Origin of the sequence: Cupriavidus sp. USMAHM13 (assembly GCF_001854285.1) — a bacterium.
GTDB classification, from domain to species: domain Bacteria; phylum Pseudomonadota; class Gammaproteobacteria; order Burkholderiales; family Burkholderiaceae; genus Cupriavidus; species Cupriavidus malaysiensis.
Window position 1 is genome coordinate 65,772 of sequence record NZ_CP017752.1, and the last position, 22,404, is coordinate 88,175.

21 protein-coding genes are annotated in these 22,404 nt (G+C 70.3%); 8 read left to right on the top strand and 13 right to left on the bottom strand.

Annotated elements, in window-relative coordinates; all coding sequences use genetic code 11:
- Positions 1 to 78 precede the first annotated feature (78 nt).
- Positions 79 to 315 carry a hypothetical protein gene (locus tag BKK81_RS18775; RefSeq protein WP_071016718.1) on the bottom strand — a complete coding sequence of 79 codons (237 nt, stop codon included), beginning with the start codon at positions 313 to 315 and terminating at the stop codon, positions 79 to 81.
- A gap of 392 nt (positions 316 to 707) precedes the next feature.
- Here BKK81_RS18775 and BKK81_RS36780 point away from each other — a divergent pair, with 392 nt between their 5' ends.
- The gene (locus tag BKK81_RS36780) at positions 708 to 833 is read left to right on the top strand and encodes a hypothetical protein (RefSeq protein WP_257786835.1); all 126 of its coding nucleotides are present in this window, start codon (positions 708 to 710) and stop codon (positions 831 to 833) included.
- A 28-nt stretch (positions 834 to 861) separates the two neighbouring features.
- Here the strand turns inward: BKK81_RS36780 and BKK81_RS18780 are convergent, their stop codons facing one another.
- Complete coding sequence (locus BKK81_RS18780; RefSeq protein WP_071016719.1) at positions 862 to 1,956, bottom strand: 4-hydroxyphenylpyruvate dioxygenase family protein; 1,095 nt, start codon at positions 1,954 to 1,956, stop codon at positions 862 to 864.
- Positions 1,957 to 2,256: 300 nt separating this feature from the next.
- Between BKK81_RS18780 and BKK81_RS18785 the strand changes: the two genes are divergently transcribed.
- The 4 genes from BKK81_RS18785 (at position 2,257) to aroQ (ending at position 6,206) form a co-directional block, all read left to right on the top strand.
- Positions 2,257 to 3,090: a shikimate dehydrogenase family protein gene (locus BKK81_RS18785; RefSeq protein ID WP_071016721.1), complete on the top strand. Its 834-nt coding sequence runs from the start codon at positions 2,257 to 2,259 to the stop codon at positions 3,088 to 3,090.
- A 129-nt stretch (positions 3,091 to 3,219) separates the two neighbouring features.
- Positions 3,220 to 4,548: an MFS transporter gene (locus BKK81_RS18790; protein ID WP_071016723.1), complete on the top strand. Its 1,329-nt coding sequence runs from the start codon at positions 3,220 to 3,222 to the stop codon at positions 4,546 to 4,548.
- A 53-nt stretch (positions 4,549 to 4,601) separates the two neighbouring features.
- Positions 4,602 to 5,666 (top strand): porin, encoded by a 1,065-nt coding sequence (locus BKK81_RS18795; protein ID WP_071016725.1) that lies wholly within the window; start codon positions 4,602 to 4,604, stop codon positions 5,664 to 5,666.
- 48 nt (positions 5,667 to 5,714) lie between these two features.
- Positions 5,715 to 6,206, top strand: a complete 492-nt coding sequence (gene aroQ / locus BKK81_RS18800) for a type II 3-dehydroquinate dehydratase (protein WP_071016727.1) — start codon at positions 5,715 to 5,717, stop codon at positions 6,204 to 6,206.
- Positions 6,207 to 6,261: 55 nt separating this feature from the next.
- Here the strand turns inward: aroQ and BKK81_RS18805 are convergent, their stop codons facing one another.
- Positions 6,262 to 7,029: an IclR family transcriptional regulator domain-containing protein gene (locus BKK81_RS18805; protein ID WP_071016729.1), complete on the bottom strand. Its 768-nt coding sequence runs from the start codon at positions 7,027 to 7,029 to the stop codon at positions 6,262 to 6,264.
- Positions 7,030 to 7,256: 227 nt separating this feature from the next.
- Between BKK81_RS18805 and BKK81_RS18810 the strand changes: the two genes are divergently transcribed.
- Positions 7,257 to 9,158, top strand: coding sequence for a bifunctional sugar phosphate isomerase/epimerase/4-hydroxyphenylpyruvate dioxygenase family protein (locus tag BKK81_RS18810; RefSeq protein ID WP_071016731.1), 1,902 nt, complete (start codon positions 7,257 to 7,259; stop codon positions 9,156 to 9,158).
- A gap of 36 nt (positions 9,159 to 9,194) precedes the next feature.
- Here BKK81_RS18810 and BKK81_RS18815 read toward each other — a convergent pair whose 3' ends face one another.
- From BKK81_RS18815 to BKK81_RS18845, 7 genes are all read right to left on the bottom strand, one after another.
- On the bottom strand, positions 9,195 to 9,836 hold the full coding sequence (locus BKK81_RS18815) for a hypothetical protein (protein WP_156811389.1): 642 nt from the start codon (positions 9,834 to 9,836) through the stop codon (positions 9,195 to 9,197).
- 203 nt (positions 9,837 to 10,039) lie between these two features.
- Entirely contained in the window at positions 10,040 to 11,329 is a 1,290-nt protein-coding gene (locus BKK81_RS18820) for a CaiB/BaiF CoA transferase family protein (RefSeq protein WP_083384249.1), read from the bottom strand.
- Positions 11,326 to 12,189, bottom strand: a complete 864-nt coding sequence (locus tag BKK81_RS18825) for a MaoC/PaaZ C-terminal domain-containing protein (RefSeq protein WP_071016735.1) — start codon at positions 12,187 to 12,189, stop codon at positions 11,326 to 11,328. The genes BKK81_RS18820 and BKK81_RS18825 overlap by 4 nt, the downstream gene beginning before the upstream one ends.
- 1 nt (position 12,190) lies before the next feature.
- Complete coding sequence (locus BKK81_RS18830) at positions 12,191 to 13,105, bottom strand: SDR family NAD(P)-dependent oxidoreductase (protein WP_071016737.1); 915 nt, start codon at positions 13,103 to 13,105, stop codon at positions 12,191 to 12,193.
- 130 nt (positions 13,106 to 13,235) lie between these two features.
- Positions 13,236 to 13,940, bottom strand: a complete 705-nt coding sequence (locus BKK81_RS18835; RefSeq protein ID WP_071016739.1) for a 3-oxoacid CoA-transferase subunit B — start codon at positions 13,938 to 13,940, stop codon at positions 13,236 to 13,238.
- Complete coding sequence (locus tag BKK81_RS18840; protein ID WP_071016740.1) at positions 13,930 to 14,613, bottom strand: 3-oxoacid CoA-transferase subunit A; 684 nt, start codon at positions 14,611 to 14,613, stop codon at positions 13,930 to 13,932. The genes BKK81_RS18835 and BKK81_RS18840 overlap by 11 nt, the downstream gene beginning before the upstream one ends.
- Positions 14,614 to 14,638: 25 nt before the next feature.
- Positions 14,639 to 15,658, bottom strand: coding sequence for a tripartite tricarboxylate transporter substrate binding protein (locus BKK81_RS18845; RefSeq protein WP_083384250.1), 1,020 nt, complete (start codon positions 15,656 to 15,658; stop codon positions 14,639 to 14,641).
- A 155-nt stretch (positions 15,659 to 15,813) separates the two neighbouring features.
- On the opposite strand from BKK81_RS18845, the gene BKK81_RS18850 reads away from it, so the two are divergent.
- Complete coding sequence (locus BKK81_RS18850; protein WP_071016742.1) at positions 15,814 to 16,716, top strand: LysR family transcriptional regulator; 903 nt, start codon at positions 15,814 to 15,816, stop codon at positions 16,714 to 16,716.
- Positions 16,717 to 16,849: 133 nt separating this feature from the next.
- Here BKK81_RS18850 and BKK81_RS18855 read toward each other — a convergent pair whose 3' ends face one another.
- The 3 genes from BKK81_RS18855 to BKK81_RS18865 form a co-directional block, all read right to left on the bottom strand.
- Positions 16,850 to 18,241 carry a metallopeptidase TldD-related protein gene (locus tag BKK81_RS18855; RefSeq protein ID WP_231908168.1) on the bottom strand — a complete coding sequence of 464 codons (1,392 nt, stop codon included), beginning with the start codon at positions 18,239 to 18,241 and terminating at the stop codon, positions 16,850 to 16,852.
- On the bottom strand, positions 18,238 to 19,671 hold the full coding sequence (locus BKK81_RS18860) for a TldD/PmbA family protein (protein ID WP_071016744.1): 1,434 nt from the start codon (positions 19,669 to 19,671) through the stop codon (positions 18,238 to 18,240). The genes BKK81_RS18855 and BKK81_RS18860 overlap by 4 nt, the downstream gene beginning before the upstream one ends.
- A gap of 133 nt (positions 19,672 to 19,804) precedes the next feature.
- Positions 19,805 to 20,767, bottom strand: a complete 963-nt coding sequence (locus BKK81_RS18865; RefSeq protein ID WP_071016747.1) for a tripartite tricarboxylate transporter substrate-binding protein — start codon at positions 20,765 to 20,767, stop codon at positions 19,805 to 19,807.
- A gap of 463 nt (positions 20,768 to 21,230) precedes the next feature.
- Between BKK81_RS18865 and BKK81_RS18870 the strand changes: the two genes are divergently transcribed.
- Positions 21,231 to 22,400 carry an acyl-CoA dehydrogenase family protein gene (locus tag BKK81_RS18870; protein ID WP_071016749.1) on the top strand — a complete coding sequence of 390 codons (1,170 nt, stop codon included), beginning with the start codon at positions 21,231 to 21,233 and terminating at the stop codon, positions 22,398 to 22,400.
- Positions 22,401 to 22,404 lie beyond the last annotated feature (4 nt).

The window sequence follows — 22,404 nt, forward strand, 5'->3', positions numbered from 1 at the left end:
GGCGGCGCGCGGTGCCGGGCTGCTGCCCCGCGCCGCGCGGCGTTGACTCAGCGCCTACCGACTCAGCGCTTCAGCGCCTCAAGCCATCGCAGGGAGATGCAGGTTCACCGAACGGCGGCTCAGGTAGAAACCACCCGCCAGCCCGGTGACCAGTGCGATCGCGCCCAGCACTTCGGACGGCACCCACACGAGATCGGAGATATTGAGCAGGCCCACAGCGATCAGGCCGACATTCAGGTAAGTCGAGAAGGCGCACAAGAACAACAGGGCAAACCCGACTTGGCGATTGCGGACTACCTTTTTGCTGGCTTCCATGTTCACCTCCGCGATTTAGCACCACACGCTGACGGTACACCTGCACGGCGCGGACAGCTGTTTGTGCGCATCCGTGCAGCTAGACTCTCGCAAGTCGCATGAGGAGAACATAGGGAGAAACCCGCTTTCCCGCGCGGCCTGCGACGCGCGAAGATCGATGAGGTTCCCGGCGCGCGCGATGATGCGATGCGGCATCGACACGCTCGCCAACGCGGATCAGGATGCCGTGACAACCCGCGCGACAACCAGCGCCCAGCCGGGCACGATGCCGCCATCGTTCGGCCATCGATGCGCGACAGCATGCCCTAGACCTTCACCACTTCATTGCGCCCGCGCTGGCGGAAGCGCCAGACGGCGGGAGCATCTTCGTTCAGCCGGTGGAGGATGCAGCGATGCTGCGCCAGGTCCCCAGCGAGGCCACCGGGCGCTACGGCAACGGCACCCTGCCGGACCTGCCGGGCATCGGCTTCGAAGGCAAGGCGGGCCTGCGCCGCGTGATGCAGGCCGTGTCAGGCTGACGCACGCGCCGCCCGGTGCTGGCTGCGTTCAGCGCCCGGCCAGCGCCGCCAGCACCGGCAGGTTGCCCTCGCCGAAGCCTTGCGCGCGTCCGTCGCGCTGCACGATCTCGAAAAAGAACTCACCGGCCTCGCGCCTGGCGAAGGCCTGCAGCAAGCGGTCCGGGCTGCCGTCCGCGTGCGATGCGCCGTCGGCCAGGATGCCGTAGCGGCGCAAGGCCGCCAGGTCGAGGCCATGGCCCGGCAGGCGCGCGTCCACGGTATCGTAGTAGGCCGCCGGCGGCTGCACGAACTCGACCCCGCCTTGCGCCAGCGCGGCCGCGCTGGCCAGGATGTCGCCGGTGGCCAGCGCGATGTGCTGGATGCCTTCGCCGTGCTGCTCGGACAGGTAGCCGCGCATCTGGTCATGGCGCTCGGTGCCCTTCTCATAGAGCGGGATGCGGATGCCGCCGCAGGGCGAGACCAGGGCATGTGCCGGGCCGGTGCCGTCGGCCGCGCCCACTGCGCGGAAGCCCAGCACCTTGCGATAGAACTCCAGCCATTCCGCCAGGTGCCCGGGCTCGACCGCCTGGGTCAGGTGGTCCACGCGCGTCAGTCCCGCGCCCGGCGCGCGGGACTGACGCGGCAGGGAGCGGAAGTCCACGTCGTAGATCGAGATATCGCCGACATCGCCCGCTTGCCCTTCCTTGCCGCGCCAGCGGTCGATGAAGTACAGCACCGACTGGCCGATACCCTGGATGGCGGGGATATTGAGTTCCATCGGCCCGATCGCGCCGCCCTCGAAGGGCCACGCGCCGGCATCCAGCGCGCGGGCGAAAGCGCCGGCGGCATCGTCCACGCGCAGGCCGAGCGCGCAGATCGACAAGCCGTACTCGCCGGCATAGCGGGCCGCGAACGAGCCGGGCTCGGCGTCAAGGATGAAATTCATCTCGCCCTGGCGGTACAAGGTCACGGCCTTGTGCCGGTGGCGGGCGATCGCGGCAAAGCCGAAGCGCTCCAGCGTGCGGCCCAGCGCGGCGGGATCGGGCGCGGCGAACTCCACGAATTCATAGCCCTGGATGCCGAGCGGGTTGTCCCAGTGCTGGGGCGCGTCGACGCGCGCGGAAGCGGCCTGTGCGGGGTGCATCGTCATGGTTCCTGTGCGGTGGCGTCGGGGGGATGGCGGGGTTCGCCCGTGGCGGGCGGCGACGCTCCGCATCTTAGCAACGCGCGTCTGCCCTGCCGCCGCGGCGAGGCCATCCGGCCCACCTCGTGGAAACCCGTACTGCGAATCATCATCGCGCATCTTCGTACGATGATCGCGCAATGTGCCCCTTGAGTTGCTTGGCTGACCCGCGGCCGGCCACTAATCTCCGGTCGTCGCAACCCAACCCGCGGCCGGCACCTCGACAGCAGCCGGCACGCCGCTTCCGGATTCCCGCACATCATGATCAATGGCAAGACCACCGTCATCGCGCATCTCGGCTATCCCACCGAGTCCTTCAAGGCGCCGATGATCTACAACCCCTGGTTCGAACAGCAGGGCATCGACGCCGTGGTGGTCCCGCTGGGGGTGCGGCCGGATGACTACCCGGACGTGTTCCGCGCGCTGTTCCGGCTCAGCAACCTGCGCGGCGCGCTGGTCACCATGCCGCACAAGGTGGCCACGGTCGAACTGGTCGACGAGCTGACCCCGACCGCGCGCATCGCGGGCGCCTGCAATGCCGTGCTGCGGCGCGCCGACGGCACCCTGCTGGGCGACCAGTTCGACGGCGCCGGCTTCGTGCGCGGCCTGCGCCGCAAGGGCGCCCGGCTCGCCGGCGCGCGCGCCATCATCTCGGGCTGCGGCGGCGTGGGCAGCGCCATCGCTGCTTCGCTGGCCGCCGAGGGCGTGACCGAACTGGCCCTGTCCGATACACGCCCGGCCGTCGCCGAGGCGCTTGGCCTGCGCCTCACCGAGCACTATCCGGGCCTGGCCGTGCGCACCGGCTGCGGCGATCCGCACGGCTTCGACATCATCGTCAACGCCACTCCGCTCGGCATGCGCGCCGACGATCCGCTGCCCTTCGACGTCACGCGCATCGCACCGGCGGCGATCGTCGGCGAGGTCGTGATGCGCGCCGAGGTCACCCCGTTCCTGGCCGCCGCCCTGGCGCGCGGCTGCACCGTCCAGGTCGGCACCGACATGCTGTTCGAGATGATCCCGGCCTACCTGGAGTTCTTCGGATTCGGTACCGCCACGCCCGACGCGCTGCGCGCGGTGTCCCGCATCCGCTATTGAGGGCGCCCCCGCCCCCCCAATCGCCCCAATCGCCCCAATCGCCCCCAAGAAACCCCGCCGAGCGTTGCCATGCGCACGTGACAAAGGCACGCCGGCCAGCCATTCTCATCTACTGGTGGAGACAATCGAATGACCACGACACACAAGGAGCTGCCCATGGCGGCCACCCCGGGCGCCTCGCTCGGCGGCAAGATCCGCGCGGCCTTCGCCGCCGGCAAGGTGCGCTGGGGCATGCTCGCCCTGGTGTTCTTCGCGACCACGCTGAACTACATCGACCGCGCCGCGCTGGGCGTGCTGCAGCCGGTTCTGGCCAAGGCCATGGCCTGGACCGCGCAGGACTACGCCAACATCAACTTCTGGTTCCAGGTCGGCTATGCCATCGGCTTCGCGCTGCAAGGCCGCTTCATCGACATGGTCGGCGTCAAGCGGGCCTTCGCGCTGGCGGTGCTGCTGTGGAGCATCGCCTGCGGCGCGCATGCCTTCGCGGCCTCCGCGGTGGGCTTCATGATCTGCCGCTTCTTCCTCGGCCTGTCCGAGGCAGCCAATTACCCGGCCTGCGTCAAGACCACGCGCCTGTGGTTCCCGGCGGGTGAGCGCGCCATCGCCACTGGCATCTTCAACGCCGGCACCAATGTCGGCGCCATGCTGACGCCGCTGATGCTGCCGCTGATCCTGGAGGCGTGGGGCTGGCAGGCCGCCTTCCTCGTCATCGCCTCCTTCGGCGCCCTGTGGCTGGTGCTGTGGCTGGTGCGCTACCACAACCCCGACGAGCACCCCACGGTCAGCCAGGCCGAGCTGGCCCACGTCACGCGCGACATCGAGCCCGCCCCGCAGCGCATTCCCTACTCGCGCATCCTGCGCATGCGCGGCACCTGGGCCTTCGCGCTGGCCTACGCCATCACCGCGCCGGTGTTCTGGTTCTACCTGTACTGGCTGCCGCCCTTCCTCAACCAGCAGTACCACCTCGGCATCAGCGTCACCCAGATGGGCATCCCGCTGATCGTCATCTACCTGTGCGCCGACATCGGCAGCGTCGGCGGCGGCGCGCTCTCCTCCTGGCTGATCGCCCGCGGCATGCCGGCGGTGCGCGCACGCCTGCTGTCGATGCTGGCCTTCGCCCTGTGCATCACTTCCATCGTCATGGCCGCCGGCGCCAGCAGCCTGTGGATGGCGGTGGCCGCGATCTCGGTCGCGATCGGCGCTCACCAGGCCTGGACCGCCAATATCTGGAGCCTGGTGATGGATTACACGCCCAAGCACGTGATCAGCTCGGTGTTCGGCTTCGGCGGCATGATCGGCGCCATCGGCGGCATGTTCATGACCCAGCTGGTCGGCTACGTGCTCACCGCCACGCACGACAACTACACGGTGCTCTTCACCATGATCCCCTGCGCCTACTTCATCGCGCTGGCCTGGCTGTTCATCCTCGCCCCGCGCAAGGTGGCCGGCGCCGCCTGACGCCCCGCACCACCGCCCCACCGATCACACCACAAGACTCCGAGACACCAAGCATGAAGAAGACGATGATGGCGCTGCTCGCGCTGGGCGCGGGCAGCGTGCCCGCGGCCGCCCAGACTGCCGGCGGCGTGACCCTCTACGGCCTGATCGACACGGCTGTCCGCTACAGCACCCACGAGGACGCCGCCGGCAACAGCCGCACCCAGCTCGGCGACGGCGCGCTGACCGGCAGCCGCTGGGGCGTGCGCGGCAGCGAAGACCTCGGCGGCGGCACCAAGGCCTGGTTCATCCTCGAATCCGGCTTCTTCCCCGACACCGGCGGCAGCCAGCAGGGCGGCCGCCTGTTCGGCCGCACCGCGGCGGTCGGCCTGGAGGGCGGCTACGGCAAGCTGGCGCTGGGCCGCCAGTACACGCTGGCGCACGAGGTGCTGTCCTCCTACGAGGCCATGGCCTTCGCCAACAACTCCATCGTCGGCTACCAGGGCGGCAACTACACCGGCCTGCGCTACGACAACACCATCAAGTACATCAAGTCCTTCGGCGGGCTGCAGGCGGCGGCGGCCTATACCTTCGGCGAGGTGCCGGGCAGCCTGAAGACCGGCTCGGCCGCGGCCGGCTCGCTGGTCTACGGCTCCGGCCCCTTCGAGGTGGGCGCGGTCTACCAGCAGACGCAGAACGTCACCAGCGCCTACTTCGGCGCGGTGCCGGCCGCGCTGGCCAGCAAGCAGACCGTGTGGGGCCTGGGCGGCACCTGGAAGGCCGCGCGCGCGCAGTACTACCTGGGCTACACCAACAACCGGCTCGACGTGGCCGACTACCGCAACCAGGCCGCCTACGCCGGCGCGCGCTACAACCTGAACGATGCGCTGGCCCTGATCGGCACCGTGCAGTACGACTGGCTGCGCCATGCTGGCCAGGGCGGCAAGCGGCTCACCACCGCCGGCATGCTGATGTACAGCTTCAGCAAGCGCACCGACGTCTACCTGGAAGTGGACTACACCAACCTGCAGGGCCAGTGGATCGCCCTCAACAGCGCGCCGGCCTTCGCCAACAGCGGCAATACCTATGGCAACGGCACCCGCCTGGGCGTGATGGCAGGCATGCGCCACAAGTTCTGACGGCGCGCCGCACCTTCTATCGTCGTTTCATCTGAATCAGGAGATGCCATGCCATCGGTGCTGGTGCTGAACGGTCCCAACCTCAACCTGCTCGGCTCGCGCGAGCCGGCGGTATATGGCAGCGAGTCGCTGGCCGACGTCGAGCGCATCTGCCAGGATGCCGCGCAACGCTTCGGCCTGCGCGCAGCGTGCCGGCAGAGCAACCACGAAGGCGTGCTGATCGACTGGATCCACGAAGCGGGCCGCTTGTACGCGCAAGGCGAAGGGATCGGGGTCGTGCTCAATGCCGGCGCGTTCACGCATACGTCGATCGCCCTGCACGATGCCATCCGCGGCACCGCGCTGCCGGTGATCGAGTACCACATCAGCAATGTGCACGCCCGCGAGGCCTTCCGCCACCACTCCTGGGTCTCCCCGGTAGCGCGGGCCGTGATGGCGGGGCTGGGAGTCCAGGGCTACGGCCTGGCGATCGCCGCGCTGGCGCAGCTCGCGGGCGTGGCCGCGCAAGAGGGGAAGTCGCCGGGAATCAACGGAAAATAGACGGATGCCGCCGCGCCCCCGGAGGGGGCCCGGCGCGGCGGACCGGTGGCCCCGGCTAGAGTACCCGCATGATCAGCAGCGCCGTGTCCTGCATCACCTGCAGCACGCGCTCCAGCGCCTGCTCGGCGGTCTCGTCCCCGATCGGCATATTGACCGACAGCGCGGCGATCACCTTGCCGTGGCGATCCCGCAGCGGCACCGCGATGCCGCGCACGCCGGTCTGCAACTGCTGCTCCAGCATGGCATAGCCCCGCTGGCCAGCCTTGCGGATCTCCTCCAGCAGACGGTCGCTCTGCATGATGGTGTAAGGCGTGTAGGGGGCGAGCACGCAGCTCTCCAGCCACTCGCGCACCGCTTCCTCCGGCCGCGAGGCCAGCATCATCACGCCGGCCGAGCCGAGCGGCGCCGGCACCCGCGCGCCCAGCACGAAACCGGTGCTCATCACACGGCTGGCGCTGGTGCGGGCGATGAAGACCAGCTCCCAGCCATCGAGCACGCTCAGGTAGGCGGCCTCGCCGAGCTGCGCGGTGATCTGCTGCAGGAAGGGCTGCACCGTGCGTGGCAGGCGCGCCGAATCGAAATAGGACCAGCCCACCTTGAGCACGCGCGGCGTCAGGCTGAACAGCGTGCCGTCGCTGGTGGTGTAGCCCAGGTGCTCCAGCGTCAGCAGGTAGCGCCGCGCGGCCGTGCGCGTGAGGCCGGTGAGCTGCGCCGCCTGCGTGGGCGTGAGGCGCGGATGGTCGTTGTCGAAGGCTTCGAGGATGGCAAGCCCCTTCTCCAGCCCGGCGATCCAGTCGCGCCGGTTCAACGGTTCCTTGTCCATGTGGTTAACCCTGGTAAAGAGCGAATGCCGCTCATTAACGAGCGATTGTCGCACGCCAAGGCGCGAATGGTGATTGTTGGCCGCAGGGATGTTTCCTAATCTTCGGCGCGTGACCCAGCCTTTGTTGACCCCCTTCGCTGCCCCTGCCGCCCCTGCTGAACCTGCCGCCCCTGCTGAACCTGCCGCCCCTGCTGAACCTGCCACCCCTGTTTCCCCAGCTGACCGCCATGACCACCGCATCCCGCCCCCTGCCCAAATCCATCGCCACCGTTTCCCTCTCCGGCACGCTGCCGGAAAAGCTGGAGGCCGCCGCGGCCGCCGGCTTCGATGGCGTGGAGATCTTCGAGAACGACCTGCTGCACTTCGGCGGCTCCCCGGCCGAAGTGCGCGGGATCGCGGCCGGGCTGGGCCTGCAGGTCTTCCTCTACCAGCCGCTGCGCGACTTCGAGGCCATGCCGCGCGAGCAGTTCGCGCGCAACCTGGCGCGCGCCGAGCGCAAGTTCGACGTCATGGAGCAGCTCGGCGCCGGCATGGTGCTGGTGTGCAGCAATGTGCAGGAGGCCGCCAGTGACGATCCTGCGCGCGCTGCCGACGACCTGCGCCGGATGGCCGAGGCCGCCGCCCGGCGCGGCCTGCGCGTGGGCTTCGAGGCACTCGCCTGGGGCCGTCACACGCGCCGCTGGCGCGAGGCCTGGCAGATCGTGCGGCAGGCCGACCATCCGGCGCTGGGGCTGGTGCTGGACAGCTTCCATACGCTCGCGCTCGGCGACACCCTCGACGGTCTCGACGCGGTACCGGCCGACAAGCTCTTCTTCGTCCAGCTCGCCGATGCGCCGCGCCTGTCGATGGACGTGCTGTCGTGGAGCCGCCACTACCGCAACTTTCCCGGCCAGGGCGAACTGCCGGTGACCGCTTTCACCAACGCCGTGCTGCGCGCCGGCTATGCCGGGCCGCTCTCGCTGGAGGTCTTCAACGACGGCTTCCGCGCCGCCCCGGCACGGCTGACCGCCGAGGACGGGCTGCGCTCGCTGATCTGGCTGGAATCCGAGGCGGGCGGCGCCGCGCTGCCCGCGCCGCCCGCGCTGGCCGGCGTCGACTTCCTCGAATTCGCCGTCGATGCCGCCGCCGGCCAGGCGCTGGCGCAACGGCTGCAGGCGCTGGGCTTCGCCCATGCGGGCCGGCATCGCAGCAAGGCGGTCGAGCTGTACCGGCAAGGCGACGTCAACCTGATCCTGAACGCCGAGCCAGATACCGCCGCCGCCGGGCATTTCGCCCAGCACGGCCCCTCGGTATGCGCGATCGGCCTCAAGGTCGACGACGCCGGCCGCGCCATGGCGCGCGCCCGCGCGCTGCGCTGCCCGGAGTGGCGCGAGCCCACCGGGCCCGGCGAGCGCACCATCCCGGCGCTGCGCGCGCCCGACGGCATGCTGTTCCACCTGATCGACGACCATGGCGACGAGCGCAGCATCTACGAAAGCGATTTCGCGCTGGCGGACTGGACCCGTACGGGCGCCGTCCCTGTGGCGGACACTGCCAACGCGGACAGCGGACATGCCGGCCTGGCCGGCGTCGACCACCTGGCGCAGGCGCTGCCGGCCCATCGCTTCGACAGCTTCGTGCTGTTCTACCGCACAGTGTTCGGCATGCAGGCCGAGGCGCTGCACGAAATCGCCGACCCCTACGGTCTCGTGCGCAGCCGCGCCATGGTCAGCGCGGACGGGCGGGTGCGTATCCCCCTCAATGTGTCCGACAGCGGCCTGACCACCACCGGGCGCTGCGTGCAGGCCCACGCCGGCGCGGGCGTCCATCACATCGCCTTCCGCTCCACGGGGATCGAGGGCACGGTGCAGGCCATCGACCGCCGGCGCGCCGGCATGCTGCCGGTGCCCGCCAACTACTACGACGACGTGGCCGCCCGGCTCGCGCTCGACGACACGCTGCTGGCACGGCTGCAGCGCCTGGGCATGCTCTACGACCGCGACGCGCACGGCGACTTCCTGCACGCCTATACGGCGCCCTTCCAGCAGCGCTTCTTCTTCGAGATCGTGCAGCGCGACGGCTACCGCGGCTACGGGGCGGCCAATGCCGCGGTGCGCATGGCCGCGCTGACGCAGTTGGAGCCGGCTTGAGCGGGAATGCGGGCGGCAGCAGCACGCCGGGCGGTGTCAGGGCCAGGTTCTGCTGCCAAGCAACCCGATGACGACCGGTATCAGCGGAATCGAAAGCAGGGACAGCACGCCGTCCGCCGCCACCGTGACCGGGGTCAGCAGTACCAGGGCCTTCTTGGCGCCGATGGACTTCGCCGCACTCACGTGGACCTCGTAGGCCTGGTTGAGCTGCTTGGCCTCGCCGGGCAGCTCGAACTTCGCCGCGGAATAGCGCGTGCCGCTCAAGTGGTAGGCACGCGTGAGCGACGGCTTGTCGCCCTGCCCCCCGGCCTTGAAACCGAGCGCGGCGGCCTGGCTGCGCGCTTCGTCGCTCACAGCGTCGTCCAGCCCCAGGTACAGGCTGCCGCGGATCTTGCCTTCCGTGTCCACGTCAAAACGGCCGAAACGCGCCTTCAGGCGCGGATGGAGATCGGACGAGATGGCGGCCAGCAGATCGCTGTCGGCGTCGAAGATGTAGTGGTACTTGTCGCCCAGGATGACGATGGCCTTGCCATCGCGCGAGACCAGGATCTGGCTGATGGTCTCCCGGTAGCTCTCATACTCCGGACGCTCGATTTCCTGGTAAAGGGACGAGGTGACGCAGCCGCCGAGCACCAGCGGAGCCAGGCCGCCCGCCACCAGAAAAGCTCTTCGATCCATTTGTGCTCCTTGTATCGCGCGGTGTCGCGCGCGAGGCGGATCCTCGCGCGGCGCAAGCCCGCGCTGGGCACGATGTTAGGGAGAGGGAGAGGAAACAGGAGTGCGAAAATTCGGCTTCGGGGCCGCCAAGCTTCCGCATGGCCGGGGCCCGGCGGACGGCCGGCGCTGGCGCGGACCACCGTCCTCCAGCGCCGGCCTTCCGCTCAGATCACACCACGCTCGCGCAGCGCGGCGATCTCTTCCGGGCTCTTGCCCAGCACGCCGGACAGTACCGCCTCGGTGTGCTCGCCCAGGCGCGGCGGCGGCGCGTCGTAGCGCACCGGCGTGGCCGACAGCCGCAGCGGGCTCTTGACCGTCGGGCACAGGCCGCCGTCGCTGCGCGTCAGGTCGACCTGCAGTTCGCGGTGGCGTACCTGCGGGTCTTCGAGCACCTGCGCGTAGTCGTTGATCGGCCCGCACGGGATGCCCTCGCGCTCCAGCGCCTCCACCCAGAAGGCGGTGGGTTGGGTACGCATATGGGCCTCCAGCAGGGGGACCAGCGCGTCGCGGTTGACCAGGCGGCCGGGGCCGCTGCGGAAGCGCTCGTCGGCGGCCAGGTCGGGCCGGTCGACGCCGCGGCAGTAGGCCTGCCATTGCCCGTCGTTGCCGGCGGCCACGATCATGTAGCCGTCGGCGGTGGCGAACACGTGGTAGGGCACCATATTGGCGTGGGCATTGCCGAAGCGCCCGGGCACCTTGCCGGTGATGCGCTGGCCGATGATGGGCGTGGCGCCCACCGCGACCGCCGCGTCGAGCAGGGCGATGTCGAGATGCTGGCCTTCGCCGGTGCGCTCGGCATGCCGCAGCGCGCCCAGCACCGCCACCGTGGCATACATGCCGGTGAAGATGTCGACCACGGCCACGCCGACCTTCTGCGGGCCGCCGCCGGGCAGGTCGTCGCGCTCGCCGGTGATGCTCATCAGCCCGCCCAGGCCCTGGAAGATGAAGTCGTAGCCGGGCTTGTGCGCGCTCGGGCCCTGCTGCCCGTAGCCGGTGATCGAGCAGTAGACCAGGGCGGGATTGATGGCCTTGAGGCTGTCGAAGTCCAGCCCGTAGCGCTTCAGGTCGCCGACCTTGTAGTTCTCCAGCACGATGTGCGAGCGCGCCGCGAGTTCGCGCACGATGGCCTGGCCCTCGGCGCTGGCGATGTCCAGCGTGAGCGAGCGCTTGCCGCGGTTGGCGCCGGCGTAGTAGGTGGCGTCCCCGGAGGGATTGCCTTCGCCGTCCGGCAGCCAGGGCGGGCCCCAGGAGCGGGTGTCGTCGCCCACGCGCGGGCGCTCCACCTTGATCACCTCGGCGCCGAGGTCGGCCAGGTTCTGCGCGCACCACGGGCCGGCCAGGATGCGCGACAGGTCGAGCACGCGCACGCCGTCGAGCGCGCGCGCCGTCGATGGAGCGGCGGACGGGGCAGCGGACGGCGCAGCCGCTGCAGTCTTGCCGTCGGCCGCGCTCATGGACGCAACTCCGCCACGCCATGGCTGAGCACAGTCACGTCGCGCGCGGGGATGCGGGCGTCGAACCGCACACGGCCATCGGCCTCGCGCCACATGCGCACCTGCAGCGTTTCGCCGGGAAAGACCGGACGCGAGAAGCGCACGTTCAGCTCGGCCAGGCGGTCGCCGTCGCCGCCGGCAAAGGCGTCGAGCAGCGCCCGCGCGGCCACGCCATAGGTACACAGCCCATGCAGGATGGGGCGCTCGAAGCCGGCCGCGCGCGCCACCGCCGGGTCGGCATGGAGCGGGTTGGGATCGGCGTTCAGGCGATACAGCAGCGCCGCCTGCGGCAGGATGGCGATCTCGCGCACGGCGTCCGGCGCGCGCTCCGGCACGGCCGGCAGCGGCTCGGGCGGGGCATCGCCCTGGCCGAAGCCGCCGTCGGCGCGGCAGAACGTGGTCTGCGCCAGCGTGGCCAGGGCCTCGCCGGTGGCGTCATCGACCAGCGTGCGCTCGGTGATCACCAGCGCGCCCTTGCCGGCGCCCTTGTCGATCACGTGCGAGACATGGGCGCGCGCGCGCACGGTGCCGGCCGCCGGCAGCGGCCGGTGCAGGCGCAGGCGCTGCTCGCCGTGCACCACCTTGACCCAGTCGATGCCGGTCTCGGGGTTCTGCATCCAGAAGCCGGGATAGGCCAGCACCACGGCCTGCGTGGGGAAGGCCTTGAGGCCGTCCTCGTACACATAGCGGAGCTGGCGCGCGTCGACCGGGTCCTCCCCCAGCCCCAGGCCCAGCGCGTAGAAGATGGAGTCCTTCGCGGCGTAGCTCTGGCGGATCTCGGGGAAGGCCCAGTGCTTGATGCGGGCGTAGTCGAGCGCCATCTCAGATCGGGTCCCAGTTGATCACGTCGGGCGAGCGCTCCAGCTTGAAGAAGCTGTTGCGCATCGCCGGCAGCGCGATCTCGGCGATCGACTCCGGGGTCCAGCCTTCCGACAGGTGCACCGAGCGCACCGGGCGCGGCTGGCTCATCAGCATGATCTCGTTGGCGCGCACGGCGAAGATCTGCGCATTGACCTCGCGCGCGGCGTCGCTGGCCAGGAACACCGCCATCGGCGCCACCTTGCCGGCTTCCATCTTCTGCAGCTTGGCCACGCGCGCCTTCTCTTCCGGCGTCTCCGACGGGATCGAGCTGGTCATGCGGCTCCAGGCGAACGGCGCGATGCAGTTCGAACGCACGTTGAAGCGCGCCATGTCCAGCGCGATCGACTTCGACAGCGCGGCGATGCCCAGCTTGGCCGCCGAGTAGTTGGCCTGGCCCAGGTTGCCGATCAGGCCCGAGGTCGAGGTCATGTGCACGTAGGCGCCGCTCTCCTGGTCCTTGAAGTAGTTGGCGGCGGCACGGCTGACGAAGAAGGTGCCGTTCAGGTGCACGTCGATCACGGCGCGCCACTCTTCCTCGTTCATCTTGAAGAACATGCGGTCGCGCAGGTTGCCGGCGTTGTTGACCACGGCATCGATGCGGCCGAAGTTGTCGAGCGCGCACTGCACGATGGCGTTGGCGCCGTTCCAGCTCGACACGCTGTCGGTATTGGCCACGGCCTCGCCGCCAGCGGCGCGGATCTCCTCGACCACGCGTTCGGCGGGGCCCTTGTCGCCGCCCTCGCCGGTCAGCGACACGCCCAGGTCGTTGACCACCACCTTGGCGCCGGCCGCCGCCAGTTCCAGCGCGATGCCGCGCCCGATGCCACCGCCCGCGCCGGTCACCAGCGCCACCTTGCCTGCCATCAGTCCACTCATTGCTTCCACTCCTGTCGAATACACGGGTTCGGGTCCGGTTGCGCGGCGCTGCCGCCGCGCGCTGACCTGCTTGTCTTGCCGATGCCGGCTCCACGCGGGCATCGTCTTTCCACTGGATGCCGCGGGCCGCTCAGGCAAGCGCCCGCAGCACGCGGCAATCGTCGGCCAGCGCCAGCGGCGCGGCGCTCAGCGCCTGTACCGCGGCGAACGGCACGCCTTCGGCCAGGCCGGTCACCAGCAGCCCGCCGCCGGGCCGGACGTCGATCACGGCCAGGTCGGTATAGATGCGGTCGACCACGCCGAGGCCGGTCAGCGGGTAGCTGCAGCGCTCGACCAGCTTGGGCTGCCCGTCGCGCGTCACGTGCTCCATCATGACGAACAGGCGCGCGGCGCCCACCACCAGGTCCATGGCACCGCCCACGGCGGGAATCGCATCGGGCTCGCCGGTCGACCAGTTGGCCAGGTCGCCGCTGGCGGACACCTGGAAGCCGCCCAGCACCGTGATGTCGATGTGGCCGCCACGCATCATGGTGAAGGAGAGCGCGTGGTCCGAGATCGAGGCGCCTGGCAGCAGGCCGATCGGCTCCTTGCTGGCATTGATCAGGTCCGGGTCGGTCGCGCCCGCGCGGATCACCGCGCCCATGCCGAGGATGCCGTTCTCGCTGTGCAGCACGATCTCGCGGTCGGCGGGAAGCTGGTCCGACACCAGCGTGGGCATGCCGATGCCGAGGTTGACGACGCTGCCGTCGGGAATATCGTGGGCGACGAGGCGAGCCATGGCGGCGCGGCTCAGGCGCGGCAGGCGGGACAGGTCCGGCTTGGCGTCATGCGGCATGGCAAGCTCCCGAGGCGGCCAGCACCACGGCCTGCACGAAGATGCCCGGCGTCATCACCTGCTGCGGCGGCATCTCGCCGAGCGGCACGATCTCGTCGACCTGCACGATGGTATGGCGCGCGGCGGTGCACATCACCGGGCCGAAATTGCGGCCCGCGTAGCGGTAGGTCAGGTTGCCCCAGCGGTCGGCGCGGTGCGCCTTGACCAGGGCGAAGTCAGCGCCCAGCGGCTGCTCCAGCACGTAGCCGACGCCGTCGATGACGCGGCTTTCCTTGCCTTCGGCCAGCGCCGTGCCGTAGGCCGTGGGCGTGAAGAAGGGGCCCAGGCCGGCGCCGGCGGCGCGCATGCGCTCCACCAGCGTGCCCTGCGGCACGCACTCCAGCGCCACCTTGCCGGCGCGGTAGGCCTCGATGAAGGCCTCGGCATTGTTCGAGCGCGGGTGCGAGCAGATCACCTTGCGCACGCGGCCGGCGCGGATCAGCGCGGCGATGCCGGTGTCGCCGTTGCCGGCGTTGTTGTTGACGATGGTGAGTTCACGCGCGCCCTGGGCCAGCAGCGCGTCGAGCAGCGCGCCGGGAATACCCGAGCCGCCGAAGCCGCTGACCAGCACCGTGGCGCCGTCGGAGATCCCGGCCACCGCGGTGTCCAGGGAATCCACTGTCTTGTCGATCATGCCGTCTCCATGCGCTGGCCGCCCGTCACTGCAGCGGAATGCCGGTGTCCTTGACCACGCGCGCCCAGCGCTGCCGCTCCTGGTCGATGAAGCGGCCGAAGTGTTCGGGCGTGTCGCCGCCGGCCTGGCCGCCCAGGTCGGCCAGGCGCGCCTTCACCTCGGGGTCGGCCAGCGCCGCGGCGGCGGCCTTGTACAGCTGCGCGATCACCGCCGGGGGCGTGCCGGCTCGCGCCACCAGGCCGAACCAGGCGGTGACCTGGAAGTCGTCGAAGCCGGCTTCCTTCATGGTCGGCACCTCGGCCAGCTCGGGCAGGCGCGCGGCGCTGGTCACGGCCAGCGCGCGCAGCTTGCCGGCCTGGATCTGCGGCAGCGAACTGGGCAGGTTGTCGACCATCATGGTCACCTGCCCCGCCACCAGGTCGGCCACGGCCGGGGCGGCGCCCTTGTAGGGCACGTGGATGATGTCGATGCCGGCGCGCTTCTTGAACAGCTCGCCCGACAGGTGCACCGACTGGCCGGTGCCCGAGGAGCCGAAGGAGAGCCGGCCCGGGCTGGCCTTGGCCAGCGCCACCAGTTCGGCCACGTTGTGCGCCGGCACCTTGGGATTGACCACCAGCACGTTGGGCACCGACACCACCAGGGTGATCGGCACGAAGTCTTCCGGCTTGTACGGCAACTGGCGGTACAGCGCGTAGTTGATGGCATTGGGACCGATATTGCCCATCATCAGCGTGTAACCGTCGGCCGGCGCCTGCTTGAGCGCCTGCGAGCCGATGATGCCGGCGCCGCCGGCGCGGTTGTCCACCACCACCGGCTGGCCGAGCAGGTCAGCCATGCGCTTGCCGACCAGGCGCGCGGCGATGTCGGTGGTGCCGCCGGCCGCGGCCGGCACGATCAGGCGGATCGGCCGGTCGGGATAGGCGGCCCGGGCCACACCCGCGCCCGCCATGCAGAACGCCGTTGCCGCCACCCCGGCCGCCAGGCCCAGGGCCCTGGCCAGCCGCAGGCGCCCCCGGCGCCGCGCGCCGCCCGTGCCACTTGTCATGCCGTGTCTCCTTGTCCGGCTATCGCCCGCCTTGCTGCCCCGGCGACGCCGCATTGTCTTTGCATTGTTCTATTGAACCGCCAGATACGATAAATTGGCGGCGGAGACATGGGAATTCACCATTCACAAAAGCGGCCTTTGGCCCGACGAAACGCATGCATTACGATCTGACCGACCTGCGCCTGTTCCTCAATGTCGGTGAAACCGAGAACCTGACCCGCGCCGCGGAACGCAGCTTCCTGTCGCTGCCCGCCGCCAGCACGCGCATCAAGCAGCTCGAAGAGGCCTTCCAGACCCAGTTGCTGATCCGCCAGGTCAAGGGCGTGCGCCTGACCCCCGCGGGCGAGGCGCTGCTGCGCCATGCGCGCGAAGTATTCCGCGAGCTCGAATGCCTGCATTCGGACCTGAGCCCCTATGCCAAGGGCGTCAAGGGCCGGGTGCGCCTGCTGGCCAATACCACGGCCACCAACTCCTTCCTGGCCACGGCGCTGTCGCGCTTCCTGTCCGAGAACCCGGACGTGGACGTGGAGCTGGAAGAACACCTGTCGGCCGAGATCGTCTCGGCCATCGGCGCGGGCGCCGCCGACCTCGGCATCGTGGCCGGCGAAGTGGCCACCGACGACCTCGACGCGATGCAGCTGTGCAGCGACGAGCTGATCGTCATCGCCCCGGTCAACCACCCGCTGCCGCAGTTCAAGCGCCTGCATTTCGCCGACCTGCTCGATACCTGCCGCTTCGTCGGCCTGAACCAGTTCAGCGCCATCCAGTCCTTCCTCGACCGCATCGCGGCCGGCATGGGCAAGCGCATCAGCCTGCGCATCCAGGTGGGCAGCTTCGACGCCGTGTGCCGCATGGTCGAGGCCGGCGCCGGCATCGCCATCGTGCCCAACAGCTGCGCGCGCCGCTACGCCAGCCGCAAGGTGCTGCGCTTCATCCCGCTCGAGGACGAATGGGCCCGGCGCGAGCTGCGCCTGGTGCGGCGCCCGGGACGCGAGCTGCCGCAGTTCGCGGAAACGCTGATCGAATACCTGAAGGACGCGGCACGCGAGCCGGTCTGATCTGCCGGGCGGATGCGCCGTTGAGCCGTTGAGCCGATGAGCCGTTGAGCCGTTGAGCCGTTGAGCCGTTGAGCCGGGCCGGGGCGGTCCGCACCGGCCCGGCCCCGGTGACGGTCGGGGTCTCCCCTTCCTGCTACAGCGTCAGCACCAGCCGGCTGGTCAGCGCCCCTGGCAGCAGCGCGGACTGCGTCTGCCGCTCGCCATAGGTGCTGCTCGACACCCGCAGGTCCTGCTCGCGCGTCAGCGCCTCCAGGTGCGTGCCGAGGAAATCGTAGAGGCTGTCGTCGAAGCGCATGGTGCCGACCGGGCCCTGGATGCGCCCGTCTTCCACCCAGAAGGTGGCGAAGCGCGTCATGCCGGTCAGGCGCGCCGCCGGCGCATCCGACCAGTTCAGGTACCACAGGTTGCCGATGTAGAGCCCGGTGCCCAGCGCGGACAGCACGTCCGCCTGCGCCAGCGTGCCGCCGGCCATGGCCAGCGACTGCGGCGACTCGTCGGCGTCGGCGCAGTTGGCCTGCAGGCCGTACTCGCGCGCGCTGCGCGGATAGACCAGCCGGCCCGCCGCCGCGCCGTCGCGCACCAGGGCCACGTCGGCGCGCGGCAGGCCCTGCGGGCCGAAGGCCGGCGCCAGCGCGCCGCTGGCCGTCTCGTCCAGCTGCACGAGCGGGCTCAGGCGCGCGCCGCCGTCGTAGAGACGCTGCAACGGGCTTTCCTTGTCGGCCAGCCCGCGCGCCGAAAAGGCGCCCCAGCCCAGCATGCCGGCCACTTCGTCCAGCGCCGCCGGCGCCAGGTAGGCGCGGTAGGCGCCGGGCGCCAGCGTGCGCGCCGGCTTGCCGAGGTGATCGAGCTGCGCGCGCGCCTGCGCGAAGCGCGCGGCGAAGGCCTGGGTGTCCCAGCGCGCGGCGGCATAGTCGGCCTTGACCGCCTGCCCGTTGGCGTGGAACAGGCTCCAGTCGAAATGGCAGGCCGGCACCGCGTGCCAGCCGTAGGCGCCGAAGCTGTTGGCATAGCCGCGCAGCAGCGGCCCCGCCGCGTAGATGCCCACCAGGTCGAGGCCGGCCGCCAGTCCGGCGATCTGCGCCAGCGCCGCCGTGCTGTCCGGCGCGGCGCCGTCGGCCTCGACGCGGCGCCGCTGCCAGGCCTCGCGCGGGATCATCAGGTAGGGATCGGGATGAAGCTGCCCGATGGCCTCGCGCAGCCGCGCCAGGCCCTCCTGCAGGCGCAGGCGGTCAACCTCGGGCCCGCCGCCCAGCGTCAGCACGATCTCCGCGTGGCGCTCGTCGCGGATCAGCTGCAGCCGCGCCACCGCCTGGCTGACCTGCCCGGCCTGGCGCACGCGCGCGCGGTTGAAGCGCACGAACTCGGAGACCTCGGCGCTGTACCACAGCGTGAAGTCCTCGCCGGGCCGCAGCGCGGCGCGGGCATCGTCGGCCAGCCGCGCGAAGGCGGCTTCGGCGCCGTCCGCGCCATCGACCGCCCTGGCCGGGATCCTTGCCATGCCGCTCATGCCGCTCATGCCGCTCATGCCGCCCCTCCGAACACTTCCACGTCGCTGAACACGCAGGCCGGCGAGGCATGGCCGACCCGCACGATCTGGTTGGGCTCGCCCTTGCCGCAGAAGGGCGTGCCGTGGACCTCGAAGGTACTGGTATCGCCCACCGCCGCCAGGCTGCGCCAGAAGCTGGCCGAGATGCCGCGGTAGTTGGGGTTCTTGACCACGCCCTTGAGTTCGCCGTTCTCGATCAGCCGCCCCCATTCGCAGCCGAACTGGAACTTGTTGCGCGCGTCGTCGATCGACCACGAGCGGTTGGTGGTCATCAGGATGCCGCGCTCGATGCCGCCCACCAGCTGCGCCAGGCTGCGGTCGCCGGGCTCCAGGTTGAGGTTGGCCATGCGGTCGATGGGTGCGCGGTTCCAGCCGCTGGCGCGGCTGTTGGCCACGCCGGGCATGCCGGTGCGGTGCTGCGACAGCGCGCCGCCCAGCGGCCGCAGCAGGCGGCCGGCACGGATCAGGTAGGCCTTGTCCGCCGGCGAGCCATCGTCATCGTGGCCGTAGCTGGCCAGCTCCTCGGCGATGCCGGGATCGAAGGTCACGTTGAGCAATGCCGAGCCGTACTGGTAGTGGCCGAAATCCTCCTGCCGCACGAAGCTGGTGCCGGCATAGTTGCGCTCGTCGCCCAGGATGCGGTCCAGTTCCAGCGGATGGCCGATGGACTCGTGGATCTGCAGCATCATCTGCTCGGGCATCAGCAGCAGGTCGCGCCGTCCGGCGGGCGCGTTGGGCGCCGCCAGCAACTGCAGCGCCTCCTCCGCCACGCGCGGCGCGGCGCCAGCGAAGCCCAGCGCGTCGAGCACCTCCACGCCGCCCTGGCGGCCGCTGCCGAAGCCGCCGAAGGTGCGCGTCTGGCTGTCCCTGCCGTCGAAGGCGGTCACGCTGATGCCGGGATAGACGAAACGCAGCGACTGCCACTGCTCGGCGCCGGCGCTGTTCAGGTAGAGCTGCTCGACACTGCGGTGATCGAGGTAGAGCTGCCAGTTCACCAGCCGCGCATCGGCCGGCAGGCGCGCCGATTCGTCGGCCAGCAGGGCGAAGCGCTCCGCCAGCGAGGGAAACGAGCTGCCCGCGCCGGGCGACGCATAGTGCGAGCGCCCCTGCGGCGGCGGCAGGCCGCGCGCGTCGACCAGCATGTGGGCGGCCAGGCGCCGCGCCAGCGCCTCGGCCCGCTCCAGCGCGGCCTGCAGGCCGGACTGGCTCAGGTCCGCGGTGGCGGCATAGGCCTCGGCTCCACCCACGCGCACGCTCAGCATGGCACCGGCGTCGTCGTTCAGGCGCGGCGGCTCGGCCACGCCGCGCCGCATGGCGCAGTATTCACCGCGTTCGCGCACGGCGCGCAGCGCGTGGAAGTCGGCGCCGGTACGCAGGCGGGGGAAGTGTTGCCTGATGTCGTCGAACAAGGCGGGCTCCGGAAACCGCCGCCGCTGAGCGGGCAGGCAGGGGCAGGCAGCGGCGGGCATGGGCGGGAAGACACGATAGCCGTGATCTTACCGCGCGCCCTGCTCCGCCCGCCTCGGTCCGCCCCGGACCTCCTCAGTCCGCCTTCACGCCTGCCGCCTTGATGATCGGCGACCATTTCTCGATCTCGGACTGCAGCCAGGTACGCAGGCCCTCCGGCGTCTGCTTGTCCTCCGGCACGATCTGCGCGCCCAGGTCGGCCAGCCGCGCGGCCACCGCCGGGTCCTTGAGCGCGGCGCGCAGCGCGCCGTTGAGCCGGGCGATCACCGCGGGCGGCGTGCCCTTGGGCGCGTAGATGCCGTGCCACACCTTGACCTCGAAGCCCTTGAGGCCGCCTTCGGCCAGGGTCGGCGCGTCCGGCAGGGCCTGGATGCGCGCGGTCGTGGTGACACCGTAGAGCCTGACGCGGCTGGCCTTGATATGGGGCAGCGTCTGCGTGGTCTGGTCGCACAGGATGTCGACCTGGCTGCCGAGCAAGGCCGTCAGCGCGGGCGCCGTGCCTTGATAGGGGATGGCCGTCAGCTCGACCCCGATGGCCTTCTGGAACAGCATGCCGCACAACTGCGAGACCGCGCCCAGGCCGGCGTTGGCGAGGTTGACCTTGCCCGGGTTCTGGCGGATGTAGCGGACCAGCTCGGCCAGGTTGGCGGCCGGCAGGTCATGGCGGCCCAGCAGGGTCATCGGCACGTCGGCGACCTGGCCGACGAAGCTGAAGTCGGTCAGCGGATGGTAGGGCAGCCTGGGGTACAGCGCCGGTGCCGTGGCCATGCCATTGTGGTGGATCAGGATGGTGTAGCCGTCCGGCGCCGCCTTGGCCACATAGGCCGCCGACACGGTGCCGCCCGCGCCGAGCCGGTTCTCCACCACCACGCTCTGGCCCAGGGTCTTCGACATCGAGGCGGCCAGGGTACGCGCCACCACGTCGGTCGGCCCGCCCGCCGCGAACGGCACCACCATGGCGATGGGACGGCTGGGGTAGGCATCGGCCGCCGCGCCAGGCAGCGGCAGCGCCAGCAGCGCGGCCAGTGCCGCGCCCATCAGCCAGTCAGCCCAGCCCGTCCAGCCCGCCCGGCCGCCGCCCGCCGCCGCGCCGGCGGTTGTCTGGGTGTGTCGACGCTGCGCGGATGCTGCCGGATGCCTCGCTAGGAAGTGCTTCATGCCTGGTCTCCTCGGTCCTGTTCTGTCCTGTTCTTCGTGGCTTCGCTGCTTCGTTACGGATCTGGTTTCCGGCGGGCGCCATGCCGCCGGCAGGTGCGAAGCCAAGGGTCGGACGAATCACGCGCGCGCGCCATTCGCATTTGCCGAAGGCAGGACAAGGCGCGCATGAAGCGGGGTCAACCCTAGGCCGCCCTGGTTGCCCTGGTTGCCCTGGCTACCGCCCCGGGAACGGCAGCAGAATTCCGGCTCCCCTAAGCCGCTCTTTCGCAAATCCGAATTTCGGCGCCGGAACCCCTCGGGAATAATGGCCGCATTCCCTCTCCAGCATCGAATGCATCCGCCCATGGCTGCCGCAGCGGTACAAGACCAGAGCTATCCCGATATCCGCGAAGCCGTGCGCGGCCTGTGCGCCGGCTTCGACTCCGCCTACTGGCAGCGCGTGGAAGAGCAGAACGCCTTCCCCGAGGCCTTTGTGCAGGCGCTGACGCAAGCCGGCTGGCTGTCGGCGCTGATCCCCGAGGCCTACGGCGGCTCCGGCCTGCCGCTGAGCGCCGCCTCGGTGATCATGGAGGAGATCAATCGCTCCGGCGGCAATTCCGGCGCCTGCCACGGCCAGATGTACGTGATGGGCTGCCTGCTGCGGCACGGCTCGGAAGCGCAGAAGCACCGCTGGCTGCCCGCCATCGCCTCGGGCGAGCTGCGCATGCAGTCGATGGCGGTGACCGAGCCGACCACCGGCACCGACACCACCAAGCTCAAGACCACCGCGGTGCGGCGCGGCGACAAGTACGTAGTCAACGGGCAGAAGGTGTGGATCTCGCGCGTGCAGCACTCCGACCTGCTGCTGTTGCTGGCGCGCACCACGCCGCTGGACCAGGTCAAGCGCAAGTCCGAGGGCCTGTCGGTGTTCGTGGTCGACCTGCGCGAGGCGTTCGGCCGCGGCCTGACCGTCCGCCCCATCCGCAACATGGTCAACCACGAGACCAACGAGCTGTTCTTCGACAACCTGGAGGTGCCCGCCGAGAACCTGGTCGGCGAGGAAGGCCAGGGACTCAGGTACATCCTCGACGGCCTCAACGCCGAACGCATCCTGATCGCGGCCGAGTGCATCGGAGACGGCTACTGGTTCACCGAGCGCGCCAGCGGCTACGCGCGCGAGCGCGTGGTGTTCGAGCGCCCGATCGGCCAGAACCAGGGCATCCAGTTCCCCATCGCGCGCGCCTATTGCAACGTCGAGGCCGCCAGTTTGATGCGCTACAAGGCCGCCGAGCTCTTCGATGCCGGCCAGCCCTGCGGCAAGGAAGCCAATATCGCCAAGCTGCTGGCCGCCGACGCTTCCTGGGAAGCGGCCAACGCCTGCCTGCAGACGCACGGCGGCTTCGGCTTCGCCGCCGAGTACGACATCGAGCGCAAGTTCCGCGAGACGCGCCTGTACCAGGTGGCACCGATCTCCACCAACATGATCCTGTCCTACGTGGCCGAGCACGTGCTCGAACTGCCGCGTTCGTTCTAAGCCC